Consider the following 18,042-nt stretch of genomic DNA (forward strand, 5'->3'; position numbering starts at 1 on the left):
GCGGTGTTTAGTTAGCAGGCGAACGAATGGTTCGGCGGATGCGCGCACGGCTGCAAAAGTTCTTACCGGTTGTCCTGCTCGCCTTGGTGATGCAGGTGCTGGCGCCGATTGCCGCGTGCTGGGCGGCCGGCCAAGCCGTTGCCGACCCGCTTGGTCCCGGCATCATCTGCCATGGCGTCAGCGAGCAGGGCACCCCGAATGACCAGGGTGGTTCGCCGATCGCGCATTCCGGTGCTTGCGCGCTGTGTTGCCTCGCGCAGGCCAACGCCTCCCTCGATTCGCCACCGCACGCGGCTTTCTCCGTTCCCCTTCGTCATGCCGAGCGCGTGGTGTGGCATGAGGCGGATGCATCCGTTCTCACCGCTCACAAGGGCTCAAGCGCCCAGGCTCGGGGACCTCCGCACTTTTCCTGACGACCCCTGGTGTTCGCCGCGGTTGATCCGCCGGCGATTGATGTTGTCGATTGGCCGGAGCGACAGCCGGCGTCAGGAAAGCAATCATGTTATCTCGTCATGCCCGCTGCGGCATGAGCGTCGTTGCCGCTCAGGCAGCGCTGCTCGCTTCGTCCAGCGGAGCCTATGCCCAGAGTAGTCCAAGAGAGCTGCCAAGAGAGCTGCCAGCGGTGACCGTTGACGCGCCCGCAACGGCGAAACCCAGGCCGCGCAAGCCCGCGGTGCAAACCGCTGGTCTCCGGAGAGACTCGGCCAAGCCAACGGTCGGGCGGCCGGCCTCGGTCGCCACAACCAATGAGCAAGGCGCGGGCACATCCCGGGCGTCGCTCGATCAGCCAGCGGCGGTGGCGCGCTATCAGCTGCCGCAACGTTCCTTCAGCATTACGGCCAGGGAGGCCGACGAGACCATCAATCTCAAGGACCCCGAGGACGCGGTCAAATACATGCCGAGCCTGTTCGTGCGAAAGCGCAACGACGGTGACAATCAGGCCGTGCTTGCGACCCGAAGCTGGGGCCTGAACTCAAGTGCTCGAACGCTGATTTATTACGACGACCTGCTGATCTCGGCCCTGATCGGCAACAACAATTCCGGCGCCTCGCCGAAGTGGAATCTGATCTCGCCTGAGGCGATCGGGCGGATCGATTTTCTCAACGGTCCGTTCGCGGCCGCCTATCCCGGTAATTCGATCGGTGGCGTTCTGCTGATCACGTCCAAGATGCCGGACAAGCCGTTCGCGGTGGCCAAAGAAACTGTCTCTGTGATGCCGTGGAGCCAATACGGCACCAGGAACACGTACGTGACCAGCCAGACCAGCACTGCGGCGGGCAATCGCGACGGCAAGCTGTCCTGGCTTGTCAGCGCCAACTATCTTGACAGCTATCAGCAGCCGCTGACCTACACGACCTTTGGGACCGTCTTCGGCGTCGGCCCTGCGAACACCACAGGGGCAATTGCTGCGTTCAACAAGACCGGGGGCGTTGCCAATGTCATCGGTACCGGTGCGCTGGCGCACTCGCAGCAGACCTCTGCCAACCTTCGGTTGGCCTACGACGTCTCGCCGCTTGTCCAAGCGACGTATGCGTTGGGCATCTGGAACAATCATCAGACGTCTGATCCGCAGACCTATCTGATATCTACTCTCAACACACAGCCGACCTTCGGTGCTCAAGGCGCTTTTGCGAGTAACAAATATATCTGGGATCAGACCCATCTAAGTAATGCAGTATCGCTGAAGAGCGACACCAAAGGCGTGTTCGATTTCGATCTGTCCGCATCAACCTACAACTATCTGCAAGACGTTCTCCTTAATCCGTATACCGTCACGACGGCCGGTATTGGCTACTCGCAAAACGGCAAGATCACCCGCAACGATGGCACCAATTGGCAGAATGCCGACGCAAAGGGCGTCTGGCGGCCGCTCGGCGTTGATGGCCCGCACGAGATCAGTTTCGGCATCCATGGCGACCGCTACCGGCTCGAGAATCCTGCTTACCTCTCGTCCGTCTGGAATGCGACCGCGTCGACCGGGACCGGTCAGTTGTTCTCGACCGGCGTCGGGGAAACCCGAACCGGTGGGGTGTGGGTGCAGGACGCCTGGAAGGTCGTTCCAAATCTCAAGCTGACGCTTGGCGGACGACTGGAAACCTGGCGCGCGTCCGATGGCTTCAATGTCAATTCAGTCGCCTTGTCCGGCGGGACCCCGGCAACGCCGATGCCGGTCCTCTCGTCCACGGCGACGATTCAACCCGGGCTCGATTCGACCAATTTCTCACCCAAGGCATCGCTATCGTACGACGCGAACAAGGATTGGAACATTACTGCCAATTTTGGCGAGGCATATCGATACCCGACCGTCACCGAACTCTATCAAAACGCTTCGGTCGGGACCACCATCGTGCTGCCCGATCCTTTCTTGACGCCGGAGCAAGATTTCACCGGTGAACTGAATGTCGAACGCCACTGGAGCGACGGACGTGTTCGGTTGACGCTCTTTAAGGAGAGGACGAACAACGCGATAATCTCGCAGACAAATCAGGTGACGTCGACGGGGCTGACCGCCACGACGATCAGCAATGTGGATGCGATCCGGATGCAGGGCGTCGAGTTGTCGGCCGACAAGGACAATGTCTGGATCGCCGGATTGCAACTATTCGGCAGCGTTACTTACGTCGACTCGCGAATATTGGCCGATGCGGGTTGGGCTGGCAGAGATGCGGCGGGTAATCTCACGACCGTCGTAGGCAAGCGCGTGCCTTTCGTCCCCGACTGGCGGGCCAAGTTCGGCGTTACCTATAGGCCGAACGACAGCTGGGCCTATACCGTCGCGGCGCGCTATAGTGGCAAGCAGTATTCGACATTGGACAACACCGACAGCGTGTCGCACGTCTACGGCGCTTTCGATAATTTTCTCGTTGTGGACTTGAAGATCCATTACAACGCAACGCAGAATTTCGCGTTCGATTTGGGCATCGATAATCTGTTCGACGCGCAGTATTTCCTGTTCCATCCGTTTCCGGGACGAACTTTCGTTCTCGCCGGCAAATATACGTTCTGACGGATGGTACACTCTCAACGGCGACAAGAAAGGCTATCAACATGAACAAGCTCTCAAGTCTCTTCGCGCTCGCGGCTCTCTCGGCCGTCGCGATGTCGACGCCCATCAGCGCCGACGAAGTCAAGGCCGGCGACCTCGTCATCTCGCAGGCCTGGAGCCGGGCGACGCCCGGAGGCGCCAAAGTCGCCGGAGGCTTTCTGACCATCGAAAACAAGGGTACGGCGCCCGACAAACTCATCGCCGTGTCCGCCGAGATCTCAGGCAAGGCCGAAATCCATGAAATGGCCATGGACAATGGCGTGATGAAGATGCGCCCGCTGGACAAGGGTCTCGTCATCGACGCCGGCAAGACCGTGAAGCTTGCGCCAGGCGGCAACCATCTGATGCTCCAGCAGTTGAAGGGGCCGTTCAAGGAGGGTGACAAGGTGCCTGTCACGCTCGAGTTCGAGAAGGCCGGCAAGGTCACTGTGTCGCTCGATGTGCAGGGCGTCGGTGCGCAGGCACCCGGTGGCGGCGGCATGATGATGAAGAAAATGCCCGATCATTCGGGAATGAAGATGTGACGCGGGTGATCTAACCTCCGGGAGATAGAGCATGTCGAAGACACCCTGGCTTATCCTGATGGCTGCGCTCGCCGCATCGCCCGCGGCGGCACACGTGTATCTGGAAGGCAAGCAGGCCACGGTCGGCGGGTCCTACAAGGCTGTCTTCGCCGTGCCGCACGGCTGTTCCGGCTCGCCGACCGTCAAGATCCGCGTGCAGATTCCCGAGGGTGTGATCGCGGTGAAGCCGATGCCGAAAGCCGGCTGGAATGTCGATGTCGTCGAGGGCCAATATGCCAGCGCATACGACTATCACGGCAATAAGCTGACCTCGGGCGTGAAGGAAGTTGTCTGGTCCGGCGGCAACCTGCCGGACCACAATTACGACGAGTTCGTTGTCAGCAGCTTTCTTACCGACAGCCTGAGGCCCAACACCATGCTGTATTTCCCTGTGGTGCAGGAATGCGAGAAGGGCGTCAGCCGCTGGATCGAAATCCCTGCGGAGGGTGCAGCGCATTCGCATGAAGACAAGTCGCCGGCGCCTGGCGTGAAACTGCTGCCCAAGCCGTAATGCGTCTGCTTGCCGCGCTTGTCACGCTGCTCATCCTTGTCGGCACTACGACCGGCGCATCGGCGCATGCGGCGCTGATTTCGGTCGAGCCGGCGAGTGGCAGTATCCTGGCGAGCGCGCCGAAGGCGGTGGAATTTCGCTTCAGTGAGGCGGTAACGCCGGGCGCGATCCGGTTGATCGACGGCGCGGGTAGGGCGCGCGACGATGCGCGCGTCACGACATCAGGCGAGAGCATTTCCGTTGCGATCCCGGCGGACCTGCCGCAGGGCACGGCGGTCGTGAGCTACCGGGTGATCTCCCAGGACGGCCATCCGGTGGCGGGATCGGTGATCTTTTCCGTCGGTGCGCCGACCGCCACCCAGCCTCTGCCCGATGCCGACGGCCGATTGGACGTGCTGATCTGGCTGTCGCGGATCGGTCTTTATCTCGGGCTGTTCGTCGGCGTCGGCGGCGTGTTCTTTGGCCGGTGGATGGCGTGGTCGATGATGGGCATGGGCGTGCCGCGCGCGGCGCTCCTGATCGGCATCCCGAGCGCGATCGTGTCCCTTGGCGTGCTGGGCCTCGATCTCCTTGGCCTGCCGTTGGCAGCGGTTGTGACGACGGCGCCGTGGCGCATCGCATTCGCGACCAGTGCCGGCCCCGCCTCGCTTGTCGCTGCCATGGCGATGCTGCTCGCGCTGATGGCGCTGAGCCGGGCTTGGTACGCGCGCGTGTTTGCCGCGATCGCGCTCGGCGGTGTCGGCCTGTCGCTCGCGATGACCGGACACGCGGCAACGGCGTCGCCCGAGGTGCTGACGCGACCAGCGATATTCATCCATGGCCTCGCTGTCGCTTTCTGGATCGGCGCATTGGCGCCGCTGGCAGCGCTGGTCTCGAAGCCGACGCCGACAATGCTGCCGCTGCTGAATCGCTTCTCGCGCATCGCCATTCCGGTGGTTGTGGCGCTGGCGCTGACTGGGCTTACGCTTGCGATTGTCCAACTCGAAAGGCCGTCGGCTTTGATCGAGACCACTTACGGCCTCATTCTCTCGGTCAAGCTGGCGCTGGTCCTGTCCTTGTTGGTGCTGGCTGCGCTCAATCGCTATCGATGGACGCCGGCGCTGGCGAAGAATCGCGGGGCCGCGTCCGCGCTCAAGCGTTCGATCCTGCTGGAGTGCGGGGCCGCGCTCGGCATCTTCGCCGTTGTCGCCGGCTGGCGCTTCACGCCTCCGCCGCGGACCATCGTGCCGGAGACGCCGCTGGCGATCCACATCCACAGCGACAAGGCGATGTTCCAGGTGCTGGTGTCCCCGGGCAAGGCCGGCATGGACGATTTCGTGCTCCAGCTCATGACCGGCGAGGCGACGCCGCTGAAGGCCAAGGAGGCGACGCTGACGCTGAGTCTGCCCGAGCGCGGGATCGAGCCGATGGAACGCGACGCCGAGCTCGGGCCCGACGGCTATTGGCACGTGCGCAAGGTCGAATTGCCCTTCGTCGGCCGTTGGCATGTTCGGATCGACGCGCTGGTGACCGATTTCGAGAAGATCACCCTCGAGGACGACCTCGATGTCACGCCACCGTAAGGCCCGGCACGGTTCAAGTCGAACCTGAAGTCGACGGAAAAATGACAGGAATTCCGACGCGTTAGCGGCTTTTCCTCATTGCCGGTCTTGTGTTTTCGCTCCCAATCCGGTTTCACTGCAACCCGTCACTGATTCCCAGAGTATTGTCATGCGGTTGTCGCGGTTCTTTCTGCCCATCCTAAAGGAAAATCCGAAAGAGGCGGAGATCGTCTCGCATCGGCTGATGCTGCGCGCTGGCATGATCCGGCAGGAGGCCGCGGGCATCTACGCCTGGCTGCCGCTCGGCTTCCGGGTGCTGAAGAAGATCGAGCAGATCGTGCGCGAGGAGCAGGACCGCTCCGGTGCGCTGGAACTGCTGATGCCGACGCTGCAGCTCGCCGAGCTCTGGCGCGAGAGCGGCCGCTACGACGCTTATGGTCCGGAGATGCTGCGCATCGCCGACCGCCACAAGCGCGAGCTGCTGTACGGGCCGACCAACGAGGAAATGATCACCGAGATCTTCCGCGCGTACGTGAAGTCGTACAAGAACCTGCCGCTGAATCTCTATCATATTCAATGGAAATTCCGCGACGAGCAGCGTCCGCGGTTCGGCGTGATGCGCGGCCGCGAATTCCTGATGAAGGACGCCTATTCCTTCGACCTCAACGAGGCCGCTGCACGCGTCGCCTACAACAAGATGTTCGTGGCCTATTTGCGCACCTTTGCGCGGATGGGGCTGAAGGCGATTCCGATGCGCGCCGAGACCGGCCCGATCGGAGGCGATCTCAGCCACGAGTTCATCGTGCTGGCCGAGACCGGCGAGTCCGGCGTTTTCATCAATCGCGACGTGCTGGACCTGCCTGTGCCCGATGAGAACGTCGACTATGACAGCGATCTGACGCCGATCATCAAGCAATGGACCTCAGTCTATGCCGCGACGGAGGACGTGCACGACGCCACGCGCTTCGAGCAGGAGGTGCCGGCCGACAAGCGTGTCAACACCCGCGGCATCGAGGTCGGCCAGATCTTCTATTTCGGGACCAAGTACTCCGAGCCGATGAAGGCGATGGTGGCGGGCCCCGACGGCGTCGACGTGCCGATCCACGGCGGCTCCTACGGCGTCGGCGTCTCGCGCCTGCTGGGTGCCATCATCGAGGCCTGCCATGACGAGGCCGGCATCAAATGGCCGGAGGCGGTGGCCCCGTTCCGCGTCGCGATCCTCAACCTCAAGCAGGGCGACGCGGCTGTCGATGGGGCCTGCGAGAAGCTTTATGCGGAGCTCATGGCCAAGGGCGTCGACGTGCTCTACGACGACACCGACCAGCGCGCCGGCGCCAAATTCGCCGCCGCCGACCTGATCGGTATTCCCTGGCAGATCATGATCGGGCCGAAGGGGCTGGCCGACGGCAAGGTCGAGATCAAGAAGCGCAGTGACGGCTCCCGCGAGACCATGTCGCCAGCGGACGCGGTTGCAAGACTTGTGGGCTGATAAGTCTGGTCGGCTGAATATTGTTCATCGCCCGAGATCGCGGCCGCCAATCCGGCCACAATTGACCCCGAATCATGGGATTATCGAGCGATGGATGAAACCATGACCGAAACCGTCCAAACTGCGCCGTTCGCACCCTTCGAGTGGATGCTGTCGGCCCGCTATCTGCGGGCGCGGCGCAAGGAGGGATTCATCTCGGTCATTGCCGGGTTCTCCTTCCTCGGCATCATGCTGGGCGTCGCCACGCTGATCATCGTGATGGCGGTGATGAACGGTTTCCGGAAGGAACTGCTCGACAAGATCCTCGGGCTGAACGGCCACATTCTGGTCCAGCCGCTGGAATCGCCGCTGACCGACTGGAAGGACGTCGCCGAGCGCATCAGCCAGGTCCAGGGCATCCGGCTAGCTGCCCCCGTGGTCGACGGCCAGGCGCTGGCGTCCTCGCCCTGGAACGCCTCGGGCGTGCTGGTGCGCGGCATCCGCTCCGACGACCTCAACAACCTCACCTCGATCGCCAAGAACATCAAGCAGGGCTCGCTCGAGGGCTTTGACGACGGGCAGGGCGTCGCGATCGGCCGCCGGCTCGCCGACCAGCTGTCGCTGCATGCCGGCGACAGCGTGACGCTGGTGGCGCCGAAAGGCGCGGTGACGCCGATGGGCACGACGCCGCGCATCAAGCCTTACAAGATCGTCGCCGTGTTCGAGATCGGCATGTCCGAATACGACCTCGGGTTCGTCTTCATGCCGCTCGCCGAGGCGCAGGCCTATTTCAACCGCAGCAACGACGTCACCTCGATCGAGGTTTTCACCAACAACCCCGACAAGATCGACGCCTTCCGCAAATCGGTGACGGAGGCCGCGGGACGGCCGGTGTTCCTGGTCGACTGGCGGCAGCGCAACTCGACCTTCTTCAACGCGCTCCAGGTCGAGCGCAACGTGATGTTCCTGATCCTGACCATGATCGTGCTGGTCGCCGCGCTCAACATCGTCTCCGGCCTGATCATGCTGGTGAAGGACAAGGGCAGCGACATCGCGATCCTGAGAACGATGGGGGCCTCGCAAGGTTCGATCATGCGGATCTTCCTGATCACGGGCGCCTCGATCGGCGTGGTCGGCACGCTGGTCGGCTTCCTGGTTGGCCTCGTGATCTGCCTCAACATCGAATCCATCAGGCAATTCCTGTCCTGGCTGACCAGTACCGAGCTGTTCTCGCCGGAGCTCTACTTCCTGTCGAAACTGCCCGCCGAGATCGACGTCGGCGAGACCACGGCCGTCGTCATCATGGCGCTGACGCTGTCGTTCCTGGCGACGCTGTACCCGTCGTGGCGCGCCGCGCGCCTCGATCCGGTCGAAGCGCTGCGCTACGAGTGAGGGGCTGATGGAGCAGCAGCAGGGGGCTGAGGATGTACCGGTCATTTATCTCCACGAGATAAGGCGGCAGTACCTCCAGGGTGAAGCGGCGCTGACGATCCTCGACAACGCCAAGCTGGCGCTGTGGGCGGGGCAGTCGGTCGCGCTGGTCGCGCCATCAGGGTCGGGCAAGTCGACGCTGCTGCACATTGCGGGGCTGCTCGAGGCGCCCGATTCCGGCGAGGTCTATGTCAACGGCGCGCCGACCTCGCAGCTGCCCGACATCGAGCGCACCCAGCTCCGCCGCAGCGACATCGGCTTCGTCTACCAGTCGCACCGGCTGCTGCCGGAATTCTCGGCGCTGGAGAACGTCATGCTGCCGCAGATGATCCGCGGCCTGAAGAAGTCCGAGAGCGTCAAGCGCGCCAAGGAGATCCTCGGCTATCTCGGCCTCGGCGACCGCATCACGCATCGCCCGGCGGAGCTGTCGGGCGGCGAGCAGCAGCGCGTCGCGATCGCGCGCGCGGTCGCCAATGCGCCGCGCGTGCTGCTGGCGGACGAGCCGACCGGCAATCTCGATCCGCACACCGCCGACCACGTGTTCCAGGCGCTGATGCAGCTGGTCAAGGCGACCAAGGTCTCGATGCTGATCGCGACCCACAACATGGAGCTCGCCGGCCGCATGGACCGGCGCGTGTCGCTGGCGAACGGCCAGGTCATCGAGCTCGAATAAGCAAAAGTCGAAAACAACCCCATGCACAGTAGACGGCCGCGGCCGGCTACATCAGGGGTGAGGCGACGCAGGCCCCTGATCAATCAGGCCGATCCGCCGCGACGGCGCTAGGACCTATGGAGCGAACTTCGTAGGTGAAGTTCATGGTTCTGCAGAAATCGTGCGACACGCGCTCACTGCGCTGGATCAATCTTCCGTGGACGCTAACTCGGTGACGGGGCGGTTCCGAGCGCATTCGCGCGACCTTGGAAAGAACAACCGACGACGCTCGCACAGCAAATGCGCGCAGCCGAATAGCCATGGATTTCATACGTCGATCTTGCAGCTGCAAGACACCTGGTATTATCCTAGCACTCCCAAGCCCTCCGTCCGCAGGACCACTCCATGGCCGACCCCCGCCGCGTCGAATTCGGTGATTTCCTCCGTTCCCGCCGCGAAAAGCTGTCGCCGAAGAACGTGGGCCTTCCCGCGGGCCAGAGGCGGCGCACCGCGGGGCTGCGGCGCGAGGAGGTGGCGCAGCTCGCCGGCATCGGGGTCGACTGGTACATCCGCCTCGAGCAGGGGCGCACCGTCAGCCCGTCGGTCACGACGGTCGATGCGCTGGCGCGCGCGTTGCGGCTGAGCAAGACCGAGCATGCGCATCTCAAGGACCTCGCGCGCGATGGCGATCGGCGTCCCTTTGTCCGGGAAGTGGTGCCGCCGGCCATTCGGCGCCTGGTCGAGAGCCTGCCGCATCCGGCCTACATCACGGGCAGGCGCTGGGACGTGCTGGCCTGGAACGAGGCCGCCGAGGAGATCTTCGCGTTCGGCCGGCTGCCGGAAGAGGATCGCAACACGCTGCTGTTGATGATGACCAACAAGAAGACCCGGAAATCCTACGGGGCAGGCTGGGCTGACGTCGCCAAGCGCATGGTCGCGATGTTTCGCGCCAGCCACGACGTCTGGGCCGGCGATCCCGCCTTTGCCGAATTGCTGACGCGCCTGCGCGCAGGTAGTCCCGAGTTCGTCAAATGGTGGGGCGCGCACGAGGTGCACGGCACCTTGTCGGGCCGCAAGACCATGACCCATCCGACCAAGGGCGTGCTGCATTTCGAGCACGCCAGCTTTCAGGCCAATGACGATCCGGCACTGAAGCTCGTGATCTACACGCCGGTGTGAGTCCGGCAACCAAGGTTTAACTCACTGCGCGAAATCTTGCAGGCCGCCGAGGGCTTCCTTGCAACGTGCCGCGAACGCCATCAGGTAGCCGCCAATCTCCTTGGCAAGATCGTCGCCGGGCTCGAGGTCCTGCAGGCTCATGTTGATGGCATAGACCGGCAGGCTCTCGACGACGATCGGCGTGGCGACGGCGAGCACGCCTGGCTGCCAGGAGGCGGCACAATAGCCTTCGCGTCTGACGGCGCGAATTGACTTCTGCACGTCGGCGACCAGCGCCCTGGTTGCGGCGGCACTGCGTCGCCTGAACTGCGCGATCAGCCTGTCGCGTTCGCTGTCCGGGATGCCTGCGAGATAGGCGCGGCCCAGCGAGGTCAGCTCCATCGGAACCTGCTGGCCGGCGACGATGCTGCGCAACGTCGGGCGCGGATTGTAGCGAATGGATTCCAGGTAGACCATCATTGCGCGGTCGGCGGTCGCGAGACCGACGTTCAACTTGCGCCGCGTCGATTCAGCCCGCATCAGGGGACCGAGGACTTTGAGCGCCGGAGAGCCCATGCGAACGGCGTGGCCAAGGCTGAGAACCGCGGCCGCCAGCCGATAATTCCGCTCCGCTCGGATCTCGTCGAGCATGCCGAAAGCGACCAGCGTCTTGGTTAGGCGGCTGACGGTGGAGCGGGGTAGGCCGGTGCGTTCGGCGATCTCGCCGTTGCCGAGCGTGTCGACGCCGGGCCGGAAGGCGCGCAGGATTTCGATGCCTCTTTCCAGCGACCTGTTGCCGTTCGCGCCGCCGGAATACTGCCGTGGCAAGGCCATGTCGGCTCCTCAAGCTCATTCCATCCAGTGGAAATGACCGATATTCGCTTTTATGGCAGTCCGGTATAGAGGCAAGCAATAAATCAGAACCAAGTCCCGTCGGGAGTACGAAACGCAATGTCTGAAGACCCGCTGAGGTAACCGTCCGGCGCGATCCGCTCCGCGGCTTCGACAAGCCAGACTTCGGTCTGGAACGAAATCTCGCTTATCCCCCAGGCGCTACGCGCCGAGACACCCGGGTCGGTATCTGCCGACACGGCCGAAATGACGCGTCCTTCGTGATGAACATTGGGCGCCCCGGTGCAGAACAAGGCTCGTACATGACTTATCAACTGATCGAATTCTCCGTTGCGTCAGGCGTTGCCACGATCGTGCTGGACAGGCCTGATCGCCGCAACGCCATGAGCGACGAGATGCGCTCCGAATTCGTGGATGCGCTGCAGCGCGTTGCCGCCGATGGTGCGATCCGGGCGCTGGTCCTGACTGGACGCGGCAGCGCGTTTTGCGCTGGCGGTGATATCAGCGGGATGAAGCGGCGCCTGGACGCACCGCAAGGTGAGGTCGCGTTCAACGGTTGGAGCAGGCAACAAGGCGTGCACCGCGCACAAACCCTGTTGCTCAACCTTCCCAAGCCCACCATCGCGGCGGTGAACGGAGCCGCGGCTGGTCTTGGCGCCGATACCGCCCTCGCGTGCGATTTCCTGATCGGCTCGGAGCGCTCGAAACTCACTTGGTCCTACATCAGGCGCGGATTGATCCCGGATGGCGGCGGCCTGTACTTTCTGCCGCGGAGGGTCGGCCTTGCGAAGGCGAAGGAGCTGATCTTCACGGGCCGTATGGTCGAAGCCGAGGAAGCGCTTGCGCTTGGCATTCTCGATCGCAAGGTGGCTGCCAGCGAGCTGCTTCCCGCTGCACAAGCCTGGGCCGCAGAGCTGGCACTGGCGTCACCGACGGCGCTGGCGTTGGGCAAGGGTATTCTCAACCAGACGTTCGAGCGATCGGCCCACGAGATCTTCGGTCTCGGCAGTCAGGCGCAAGCGATCTGCTATACCAGCGCCGAGCACCGTGATGCGGTGGTGGCGTTCCTGTCCAAATCCTCTGGAAAGGAATGATGTCATGAACGCGATCGCCCGCCTCATTCGTCCGCGGAGCGTTGCGGTGATCGGCGCGTCCGCCGACCCCGCAAAGACGTCGGGACGACCGGTGTCGTTCCTGCAAAAGCATGGCTTTGCCGGCGCGATATATCCCGTCAACCCAAAGGTTGAACGTATCGCCGGACTCATGTGCTATCCGGAGGTCGCCGCGCTTCCTGCCGTGCCCGATGTCGGCATCGTTCTCTTGGGGGCGGAACGCGCGCATCTTGCCGTGCGAGAGCTCTCCCAGCGCGGCGCTGCCGCCGCGATCGTTCTTGCCAGCGGCTACACCGAAACCGGCGCAGAGGGGGCGCTGCGCCAGAGGCAGCTCATCGAGGCTGCCGGTGCGATGCGGCTCCTCGGCCCCAATACCATCGGGCTCGTCAACCTGACCGACAACATCGTCCTCTCTGCCTCGGGCGCGTTGGCGATGGATCATTTCACCGCCGGCTCGATCGGAGTGGTGTCGCAAAGCGGAGGAATCCTCGGGGCGCTGCTCTCGCGCGCCGCCGCGCGCGGGATCGGGCTGTCGAAGCTGGTATCAACCAGCAACGAGGCTGATCTGGAGCTTTCGGACTTCATTGAATTTCTTGCGGCGGACGAGGCGACCCGCGTGATCGCGCTCTACATCGAGGCGATCCGTCATCCGCTCCGCTTCCGCGAAGCGGTGCGCAAGGCACGGCAGGCAGGCAAGCCTGTTGTGGCATTCAAGATCGGTCGCTCGGAAGCCGGCGCGAAGGCAGCCGTGTCGCACACTGGCGCTCTCGCCGGATCGGACCGGATGTACGACGCCCTGTTCCGTCAGCTCGGCGTGCTCAGGGCGCAGACGTTTGAGGAACTGCTCGATATTCCGGCGGCCCTTGCCGCCGGCAGGATGCTCACCGGCAAGCGCGTGGCGATCCTCACATCGACCGGGGGTGCCGGGACGATCGTCTCCGACAGCCTCGGCGTCGCCGGGTTCGAGACGCCTGCGCCCGACGGCGAGACCGCGGCCCAGCTCAGATCGCTGCAATCCGGGTCCCACGCCAATCTCGACCGCAACCCGGTCGACCTGACCCTGGCTGGCCTCGAACCGGACGTGCTGCGAGGAGCCATCCGTGCCCTGCTGGCCAGCCCGTCCTATGATGCGCTGACTGTCATTGCGGGGTCGTCGGCAGTCGGCTCACCCGCGCTGCTTGCCGATGCCATCCGTGATTGTCTGCCGATGTCCGGCAAGCCGATCATCGCCTATGTCAGTCCGCACGCGCCGAATGTCGGGTCGGCTCTCACGGCGCAAGGTGTGCCGGCCTACACATCGGCGGAAAGCTGTGCGTCCGCGCTCTCCGGCCTGCTGAGGGCATCGCAGCCGTTGCAGAGCGACGTCGTCGTGGGCGCTGCAAACCATGTCGATGTCAGCGATATCCCCGCGGGCTCGCTCGACGAGGCCGCTGCAAAGGCGCTCTTTGCCAGGTTCGGCATTCCCACGGTCGCAGAGCGGGTCGTCCAGACGCCGGCCGAGGCGGAGGCGGCGGCGCGCGAGCTCGGCGGCAAGGTCGTGCTCAAAATCCTCTCCGGCGAGATCACGCACAAGAGCGACGTGGGTGGCGTCGCCCTCAATCTCACGCCCGAAACCATCGGTCGTCGGCTGGCGCGCATGGCTGAAGATGTGGAAGCCGCGACCGGCCAGCGGCCGCAACGCTTCCTCGTGCAGGAAATGGTCTCTGGTGGCACCGAGTTGATTCTGGGGTTGCACCGCGATCCGCTAGGAACGGCCGTTCTGCTCGGCATGGGCGGTGTCACCGCGGAGCTGTTCCAGGATACGACCATGCGCCTCCTGCCGGCGCAGGGCGGATTGAGCCGCGAGGATGCGCGCTCAATGCTGCGTGAGCTCAAGACCAGGCCGCTGCTGGACGGATTCAGAGGACGACCAAAAGCCGACGTCGAGGCTGTTGTCTCGACCGTCGTGGCCTTCTCGGAGATGGCGGCAGCGCTCGGCGGGCGCCTGATCGAGGCCGAGATCAATCCGGTGTTCGCCTTGGCGGCCGGACAGGGCGTGCGGGCCGCTGATGGCGTTGCGGTGCTTGGACCAGCCGGGCCGGTCTGATCAAGCCCGGCGCTCGCCGATATCGAAAAAACATGGAGGATATGCATGTCGACACTGGTTCATGCCGGGTCCGCGACGACCGAGGTCAGCGCCAGGAAATTGCTGAGCGTTCTGATCGGCCTTGCGATCATGACCGCCATCATCATGGCGCCGTCGCCCGCCGGTCTTTCGCTTGCCGGGCAGCGTGTCATCGCCGTGATGGTCTTCGTGGTGCTGATGTGGATCACCGAGGCCATTCCGTACGGCGTCAGCGCGGTTGCGCTTGTGCTTCTGCTGATACTGGCTCTCGGGTTTTCACCTGCCGCGAACGGGGTTGGGCCAATCCTTGGAACGGCAAAGGCCATCCCGCTTGCGCTGAGTGGGTTCTCGAACGGCGGCTGGCTGTTCGTCGCGGCAGGGCTTGCAATGGCCGCAGCAATTACGAGCACGGGTCTCGAGAAGCGCGTTGCCTATCTGATCCTGAAGCTGGTCGGTGCAAAGACCCATGCGATCATGCTCGGGATCATCCTGACCGCATTTGCACTCACCTTCTTCATTCCATCGGTGATTGCGCGCGCTGCAACGCTGGTTCCGATCGTAATCGGATTGACGGAGGCTTTTGGTCTGCCGCGCAGCAGCCAGATCGGCAAGGCAATGTTGCTGCTGGCGGGCATTCTGCCATCCGTGACCGGGGTCGGTGTCCTCACGGGCGCGGCGCCCAATCCGGTGATGGTCAACTTCCTCACCGGCGCCGGCCAAATCCAGGTCAGTTATGTCGACTGGTTGATCTACCTTTTCCCGTACACTGTGGTGTTTTCCGGTGCGCTCTATGTTCTGGTGACCCGGCTTTTCAAATTTGAATTCACAGAATTGCCGGGAGGGAGCGACTACGTCTCCGCGCGGATCGCGGAATTAGGGCCGATGTCGAGCCTTGAAAAGAGAGCGTCAGCGATCATGGTGGTGACGATCCTGCTCTGGGCGACTGACAAGATACACCACGTCGAGGCGTCCGCCATTTCGGTTTTCTGCGTGCTGCTGCTCGTTTTGCCAGGCGTCGGCGTTACCACCTGCAATGACCTCTACAAGCGGATCGACTGGAATTCGATCCTGTTGTTCGGCGCGGGCATCTCGATGGCCGAGATGCTGTCCAAGACCGGAGGGGCGGCCTGGTTGGCGAAGGTCGCGTTCGTCGAGTCGGGGATGGGGGAGTTGTCGGTTACAGCGCTCGCGATCATGATCTTCGTCGTCGTGTTCTTCGTTCGCTTTTGCTTTACCAGCATCACGTCGTGTCTCACCGCGATCACACCTGCGATCATCGGCTTTCTGGTATCTCTGAATAATCCCGCGCTGCCAATCGTCGGTATCGTGCTCGGTGTCGCCCTGATCGCGCAGTGCCTCTCGATCATTCCCGTGACCTCGGCCCCAGCCATGATCGCTTATGGCGCGGGCGGTTTCACGACGCGGGACATGATGCGCCTGGGCCTGCCGCTCGCGGCCATCATGTATGGCTTGATCGTGCTGTTCATGTTCACCTATTGGCCGCTCGTCGGTCTTTGGACGTGAACACGCCGGTGTAGGACGTCGCCTCGTCCAAATTAGGTGCCACGAACTTGCGTCCTACGCCGGCAGGCGGGTAAATCCGTCCGCGCTCCAGCCTTCGGTGCCGACGCCATGATGCACAAAGAACAGTCCATCCGGATCGTAGCGCCGCTTGATGTCCAGCAGCCGTTGATAGTTCGGGCCCCACAACGCATTCTGCCAGTCTGATTGAAAATAATCGCACTCGTTGACATACACGCCGGCGTTCGGCGCCGCGGTGCGCAGCGCCTGCATCGCGGCGTTCACGCGGTCTCGATGCACCTTGGCGAGATCGGGATCGGGCGTGGCAAGGCCGCCGAAAGTGGTCGGGCCGGCGGCTGCGATGATGGCAAGAGCGAACGCGTCGAACGCGTCCGGATGCGTCGCCGTATTTCTTGCTTTTGCGATCACATCAGGCGATGCACCGAACAAGCCCTTGTTGAAATGCAGGCCGACCGTCCAGTGCCGGCTTGCGCCGAACAACGCGTCGACGAGGAGAGTTCGGCTTTGCTGGCTGAGGAGCGAACTTGGCAACCAGGCCGATGTGTAGGCGTGCCAGAAGGCGCCGACCTGCTCACCATCGCCCTTCCACCAATAATCGGTCCACGGCGCGCCAGAACGTCCATCGAAGTTGGCCGCGGAGCGGGCGAACAGGCGATAAAGCCAACCGTTCCAGAAATAGCGGGCGGGCACGCCCACGACTTCAATCGAGTCCTTGCCGCCGAAATCGTCAGGGTTGGCCGCAACGAAATCGAGCAGGGGCTTGAAAGCTGCACGCGCTTCGTCCGTTGTCAGTCCCTGGAAGACCATGCGAATTTCGAGACGGTTGTCGGGATACAATCGAACCTGTTCGCCCCAATGCGGATTGCACAGGCTCGTCGCGCAAAACGCGACGAAGCGGGCCAAGAGCTTGCGGTAGGCGTCGTCGGAGCGTGCGCGTAAGGTGACGTTGACCGCACCGACAGATGTGGGCAGCGGATGGGTCGCGAGCGTCAGCCGCGTGGTGACGCCGAAAGTGCCGCCGCCTCCGCCCTTCAGCGCCCAGAACAATTCAGGCTCGCGCGCTTCGTTGACCACACGAATTTCGCCGTCGGCCGTCACGATCTCGGCCTCGAGCAGGCTCGCCGCCGCCGTACCAAATCCCTTGGAAAAGTTGCCAAATCCGCCGCCCTGCACCAGACCCGCGACACCAACGGTGGTGCAGCCGCCACCTTGAACGTATCGCCCGGCGCCGGTGGCCGCCTGGTAGGCGTGAAGCCACATGCAACCGGCGCCCGCTGTGATAGCCGGAACCGGCTTGGAGCTTGAGCCTTGGGGAATGAAACCGTCATGAACGGTGATGGCGTCCATCTTGCGGGTCCACAACATCAGCGAATCCGGCGCACAGGAGGCGCCAAAATAGCTGTGACCGCGGCCTTTCACGACGAGGCGCAAATTGTGCACCTTGGCGAAGCGCACAGCCGCGACGACGTCCGCCGAGCTTTCCGCCGCGACCATGTAGGCGCTGGGCTCGGAGCGCCAGGCCTCGAACCAGCCGGAACTTTCCGTCAGACCGGGTTGATCGCCGATGTAGAACGGATTCGCCAGGAGCTGTTTCGCCTCAGCCGGGGCGAGTTTCGGCGGTGTCACGCGCGTGAGGCGTCCCGACGTTGCTCGGTTCAACGCCGACCAGTCCGCATCCGAAGGCCAGCCCACCTGGCCCGGCCGCGGGCGGCTTGTGGCGGCCATGTCCGCTTGCGGCGCGCCAAGGGCCGGGCTCGCGGCCAGGGAGAGAGCAGTAGCTAGAAAGTGGCGACGATTCATTCCCGATCTCCAGGCGGTGCTCGACCGATGTCTCGGCGAAGCTGCGCCGTAAAGCGAGCCGGCAGGGATGAATGGAGCGTGCAACGTGATGAAGATGAGCGACCGGTGACGAATGGCGATGCAGGAGGGACGAATAGCGCGACAGGGTCATCCCATTGGTCCGCCGAACCTCTTTGCGAAACGATGAGGATTCGAAGTAGGTTCCAGTGACATTAGCCACTCGTTGGAGCTTGCCTGTGCCCATCGCCCTCAAAGGCATCAT

14 protein-coding genes are annotated in these 18,042 nt (G+C 63.3%); 12 read left to right on the forward strand and 2 right to left on the reverse strand.

Annotated features, from left to right (window positions below):
• The first annotated feature begins 38 nt into the window (after positions 1-38).
• From XH91_RS16490 to XH91_RS16530, 9 genes are all read left to right on the forward strand, one after another.
• Positions 39-413 carry a DUF2946 family protein gene (locus tag XH91_RS16490; RefSeq protein WP_206736865.1) on the forward strand — a complete coding sequence of 125 codons (375 nt, stop codon included), beginning with the start codon at positions 39-41 and terminating at the stop codon, positions 411-413.
• A gap of 86 nt (positions 414-499) precedes the next feature.
• On the forward strand, positions 500-3,007 hold the full coding sequence (locus XH91_RS16495) for a TonB-dependent receptor (protein WP_128951545.1): 2,508 nt from the start codon (positions 500-502) through the stop codon (positions 3,005-3,007).
• A 41-nt stretch (positions 3,008-3,048) separates the two neighbouring features.
• A complete protein-coding gene (locus XH91_RS16500; RefSeq protein WP_128951546.1) occupies positions 3,049-3,570 on the forward strand; it encodes a copper chaperone PCu(A)C in 522 nt (173 codons plus the stop codon).
• Positions 3,571-3,601: 31 nt separating this feature from the next.
• A complete protein-coding gene (locus XH91_RS16505; RefSeq protein ID WP_128951547.1) occupies positions 3,602-4,120 on the forward strand; it encodes a YcnI family copper-binding membrane protein in 519 nt (172 codons plus the stop codon).
• Positions 4,120-5,682 carry a copper resistance CopC/CopD family protein gene (locus XH91_RS16510; protein ID WP_128951548.1) on the forward strand — a complete coding sequence of 521 codons (1,563 nt, stop codon included), beginning with the start codon at positions 4,120-4,122 and terminating at the stop codon, positions 5,680-5,682. The genes XH91_RS16505 and XH91_RS16510 overlap by 1 nt, the downstream gene beginning before the upstream one ends.
• A gap of 148 nt (positions 5,683-5,830) precedes the next feature.
• Complete coding sequence (proS, locus tag XH91_RS16515; RefSeq protein ID WP_128951549.1) at positions 5,831-7,150, forward strand: proline--tRNA ligase; 1,320 nt, start codon at positions 5,831-5,833, stop codon at positions 7,148-7,150.
• A 90-nt stretch (positions 7,151-7,240) separates the two neighbouring features.
• On the forward strand, positions 7,241-8,521 hold the full coding sequence (locus XH91_RS16520) for a lipoprotein-releasing ABC transporter permease subunit (RefSeq protein WP_128951550.1): 1,281 nt from the start codon (positions 7,241-7,243) through the stop codon (positions 8,519-8,521).
• 7 nt (positions 8,522-8,528) lie between these two features.
• On the forward strand, positions 8,529-9,233 hold the full coding sequence (locus XH91_RS16525; protein WP_128951551.1) for an ABC transporter ATP-binding protein: 705 nt from the start codon (positions 8,529-8,531) through the stop codon (positions 9,231-9,233).
• Between the two features lie 384 nt (positions 9,234-9,617).
• On the forward strand, positions 9,618-10,391 hold the full coding sequence (locus XH91_RS16530; protein WP_128951552.1) for a helix-turn-helix transcriptional regulator: 774 nt from the start codon (positions 9,618-9,620) through the stop codon (positions 10,389-10,391).
• A 21-nt stretch (positions 10,392-10,412) separates the two neighbouring features.
• Here the strand turns inward: XH91_RS16530 and XH91_RS16535 are convergent, their stop codons facing one another.
• Positions 10,413-11,204: an IclR family transcriptional regulator gene (locus XH91_RS16535; protein ID WP_128951553.1), complete on the reverse strand. Its 792-nt coding sequence runs from the start codon at positions 11,202-11,204 to the stop codon at positions 10,413-10,415.
• A gap of 320 nt (positions 11,205-11,524) precedes the next feature.
• Here XH91_RS16535 and XH91_RS16540 point away from each other — a divergent pair, with 320 nt between their 5' ends.
• Genes XH91_RS16540 through XH91_RS16550 form a run of 3 tightly spaced genes read left to right on the forward strand, consistent with a single transcriptional unit; the run spans position 11,525 to position 15,962 of the window.
• On the forward strand, positions 11,525-12,316 hold the full coding sequence (locus XH91_RS16540) for an enoyl-CoA hydratase/isomerase family protein (protein WP_128951554.1): 792 nt from the start codon (positions 11,525-11,527) through the stop codon (positions 12,314-12,316).
• A gap of 4 nt (positions 12,317-12,320) precedes the next feature.
• Entirely contained in the window at positions 12,321-14,420 is a 2,100-nt protein-coding gene (locus XH91_RS16545; RefSeq protein ID WP_128951555.1) for an acetate--CoA ligase family protein, read from the forward strand.
• Between the two features lie 45 nt (positions 14,421-14,465).
• Complete coding sequence (locus XH91_RS16550; RefSeq protein WP_128951556.1) at positions 14,466-15,962, forward strand: SLC13 family permease; 1,497 nt, start codon at positions 14,466-14,468, stop codon at positions 15,960-15,962.
• A gap of 54 nt (positions 15,963-16,016) precedes the next feature.
• Here XH91_RS16550 and XH91_RS16555 read toward each other — a convergent pair whose 3' ends face one another.
• A complete protein-coding gene (locus tag XH91_RS16555) occupies positions 16,017-17,606 on the reverse strand; it encodes an FAD-binding oxidoreductase (RefSeq protein WP_206733540.1) in 1,590 nt (529 codons plus the stop codon).
• Between the last annotated feature and the right edge of the window lie 436 nt (positions 17,607-18,042).

The sequence above is a fragment of the Bradyrhizobium guangzhouense genome, from assembly GCF_004114955.1.
In the GTDB taxonomy this organism is placed as follows: Bacteria; Pseudomonadota; Alphaproteobacteria; order Rhizobiales; family Xanthobacteraceae; genus Bradyrhizobium; species Bradyrhizobium guangzhouense.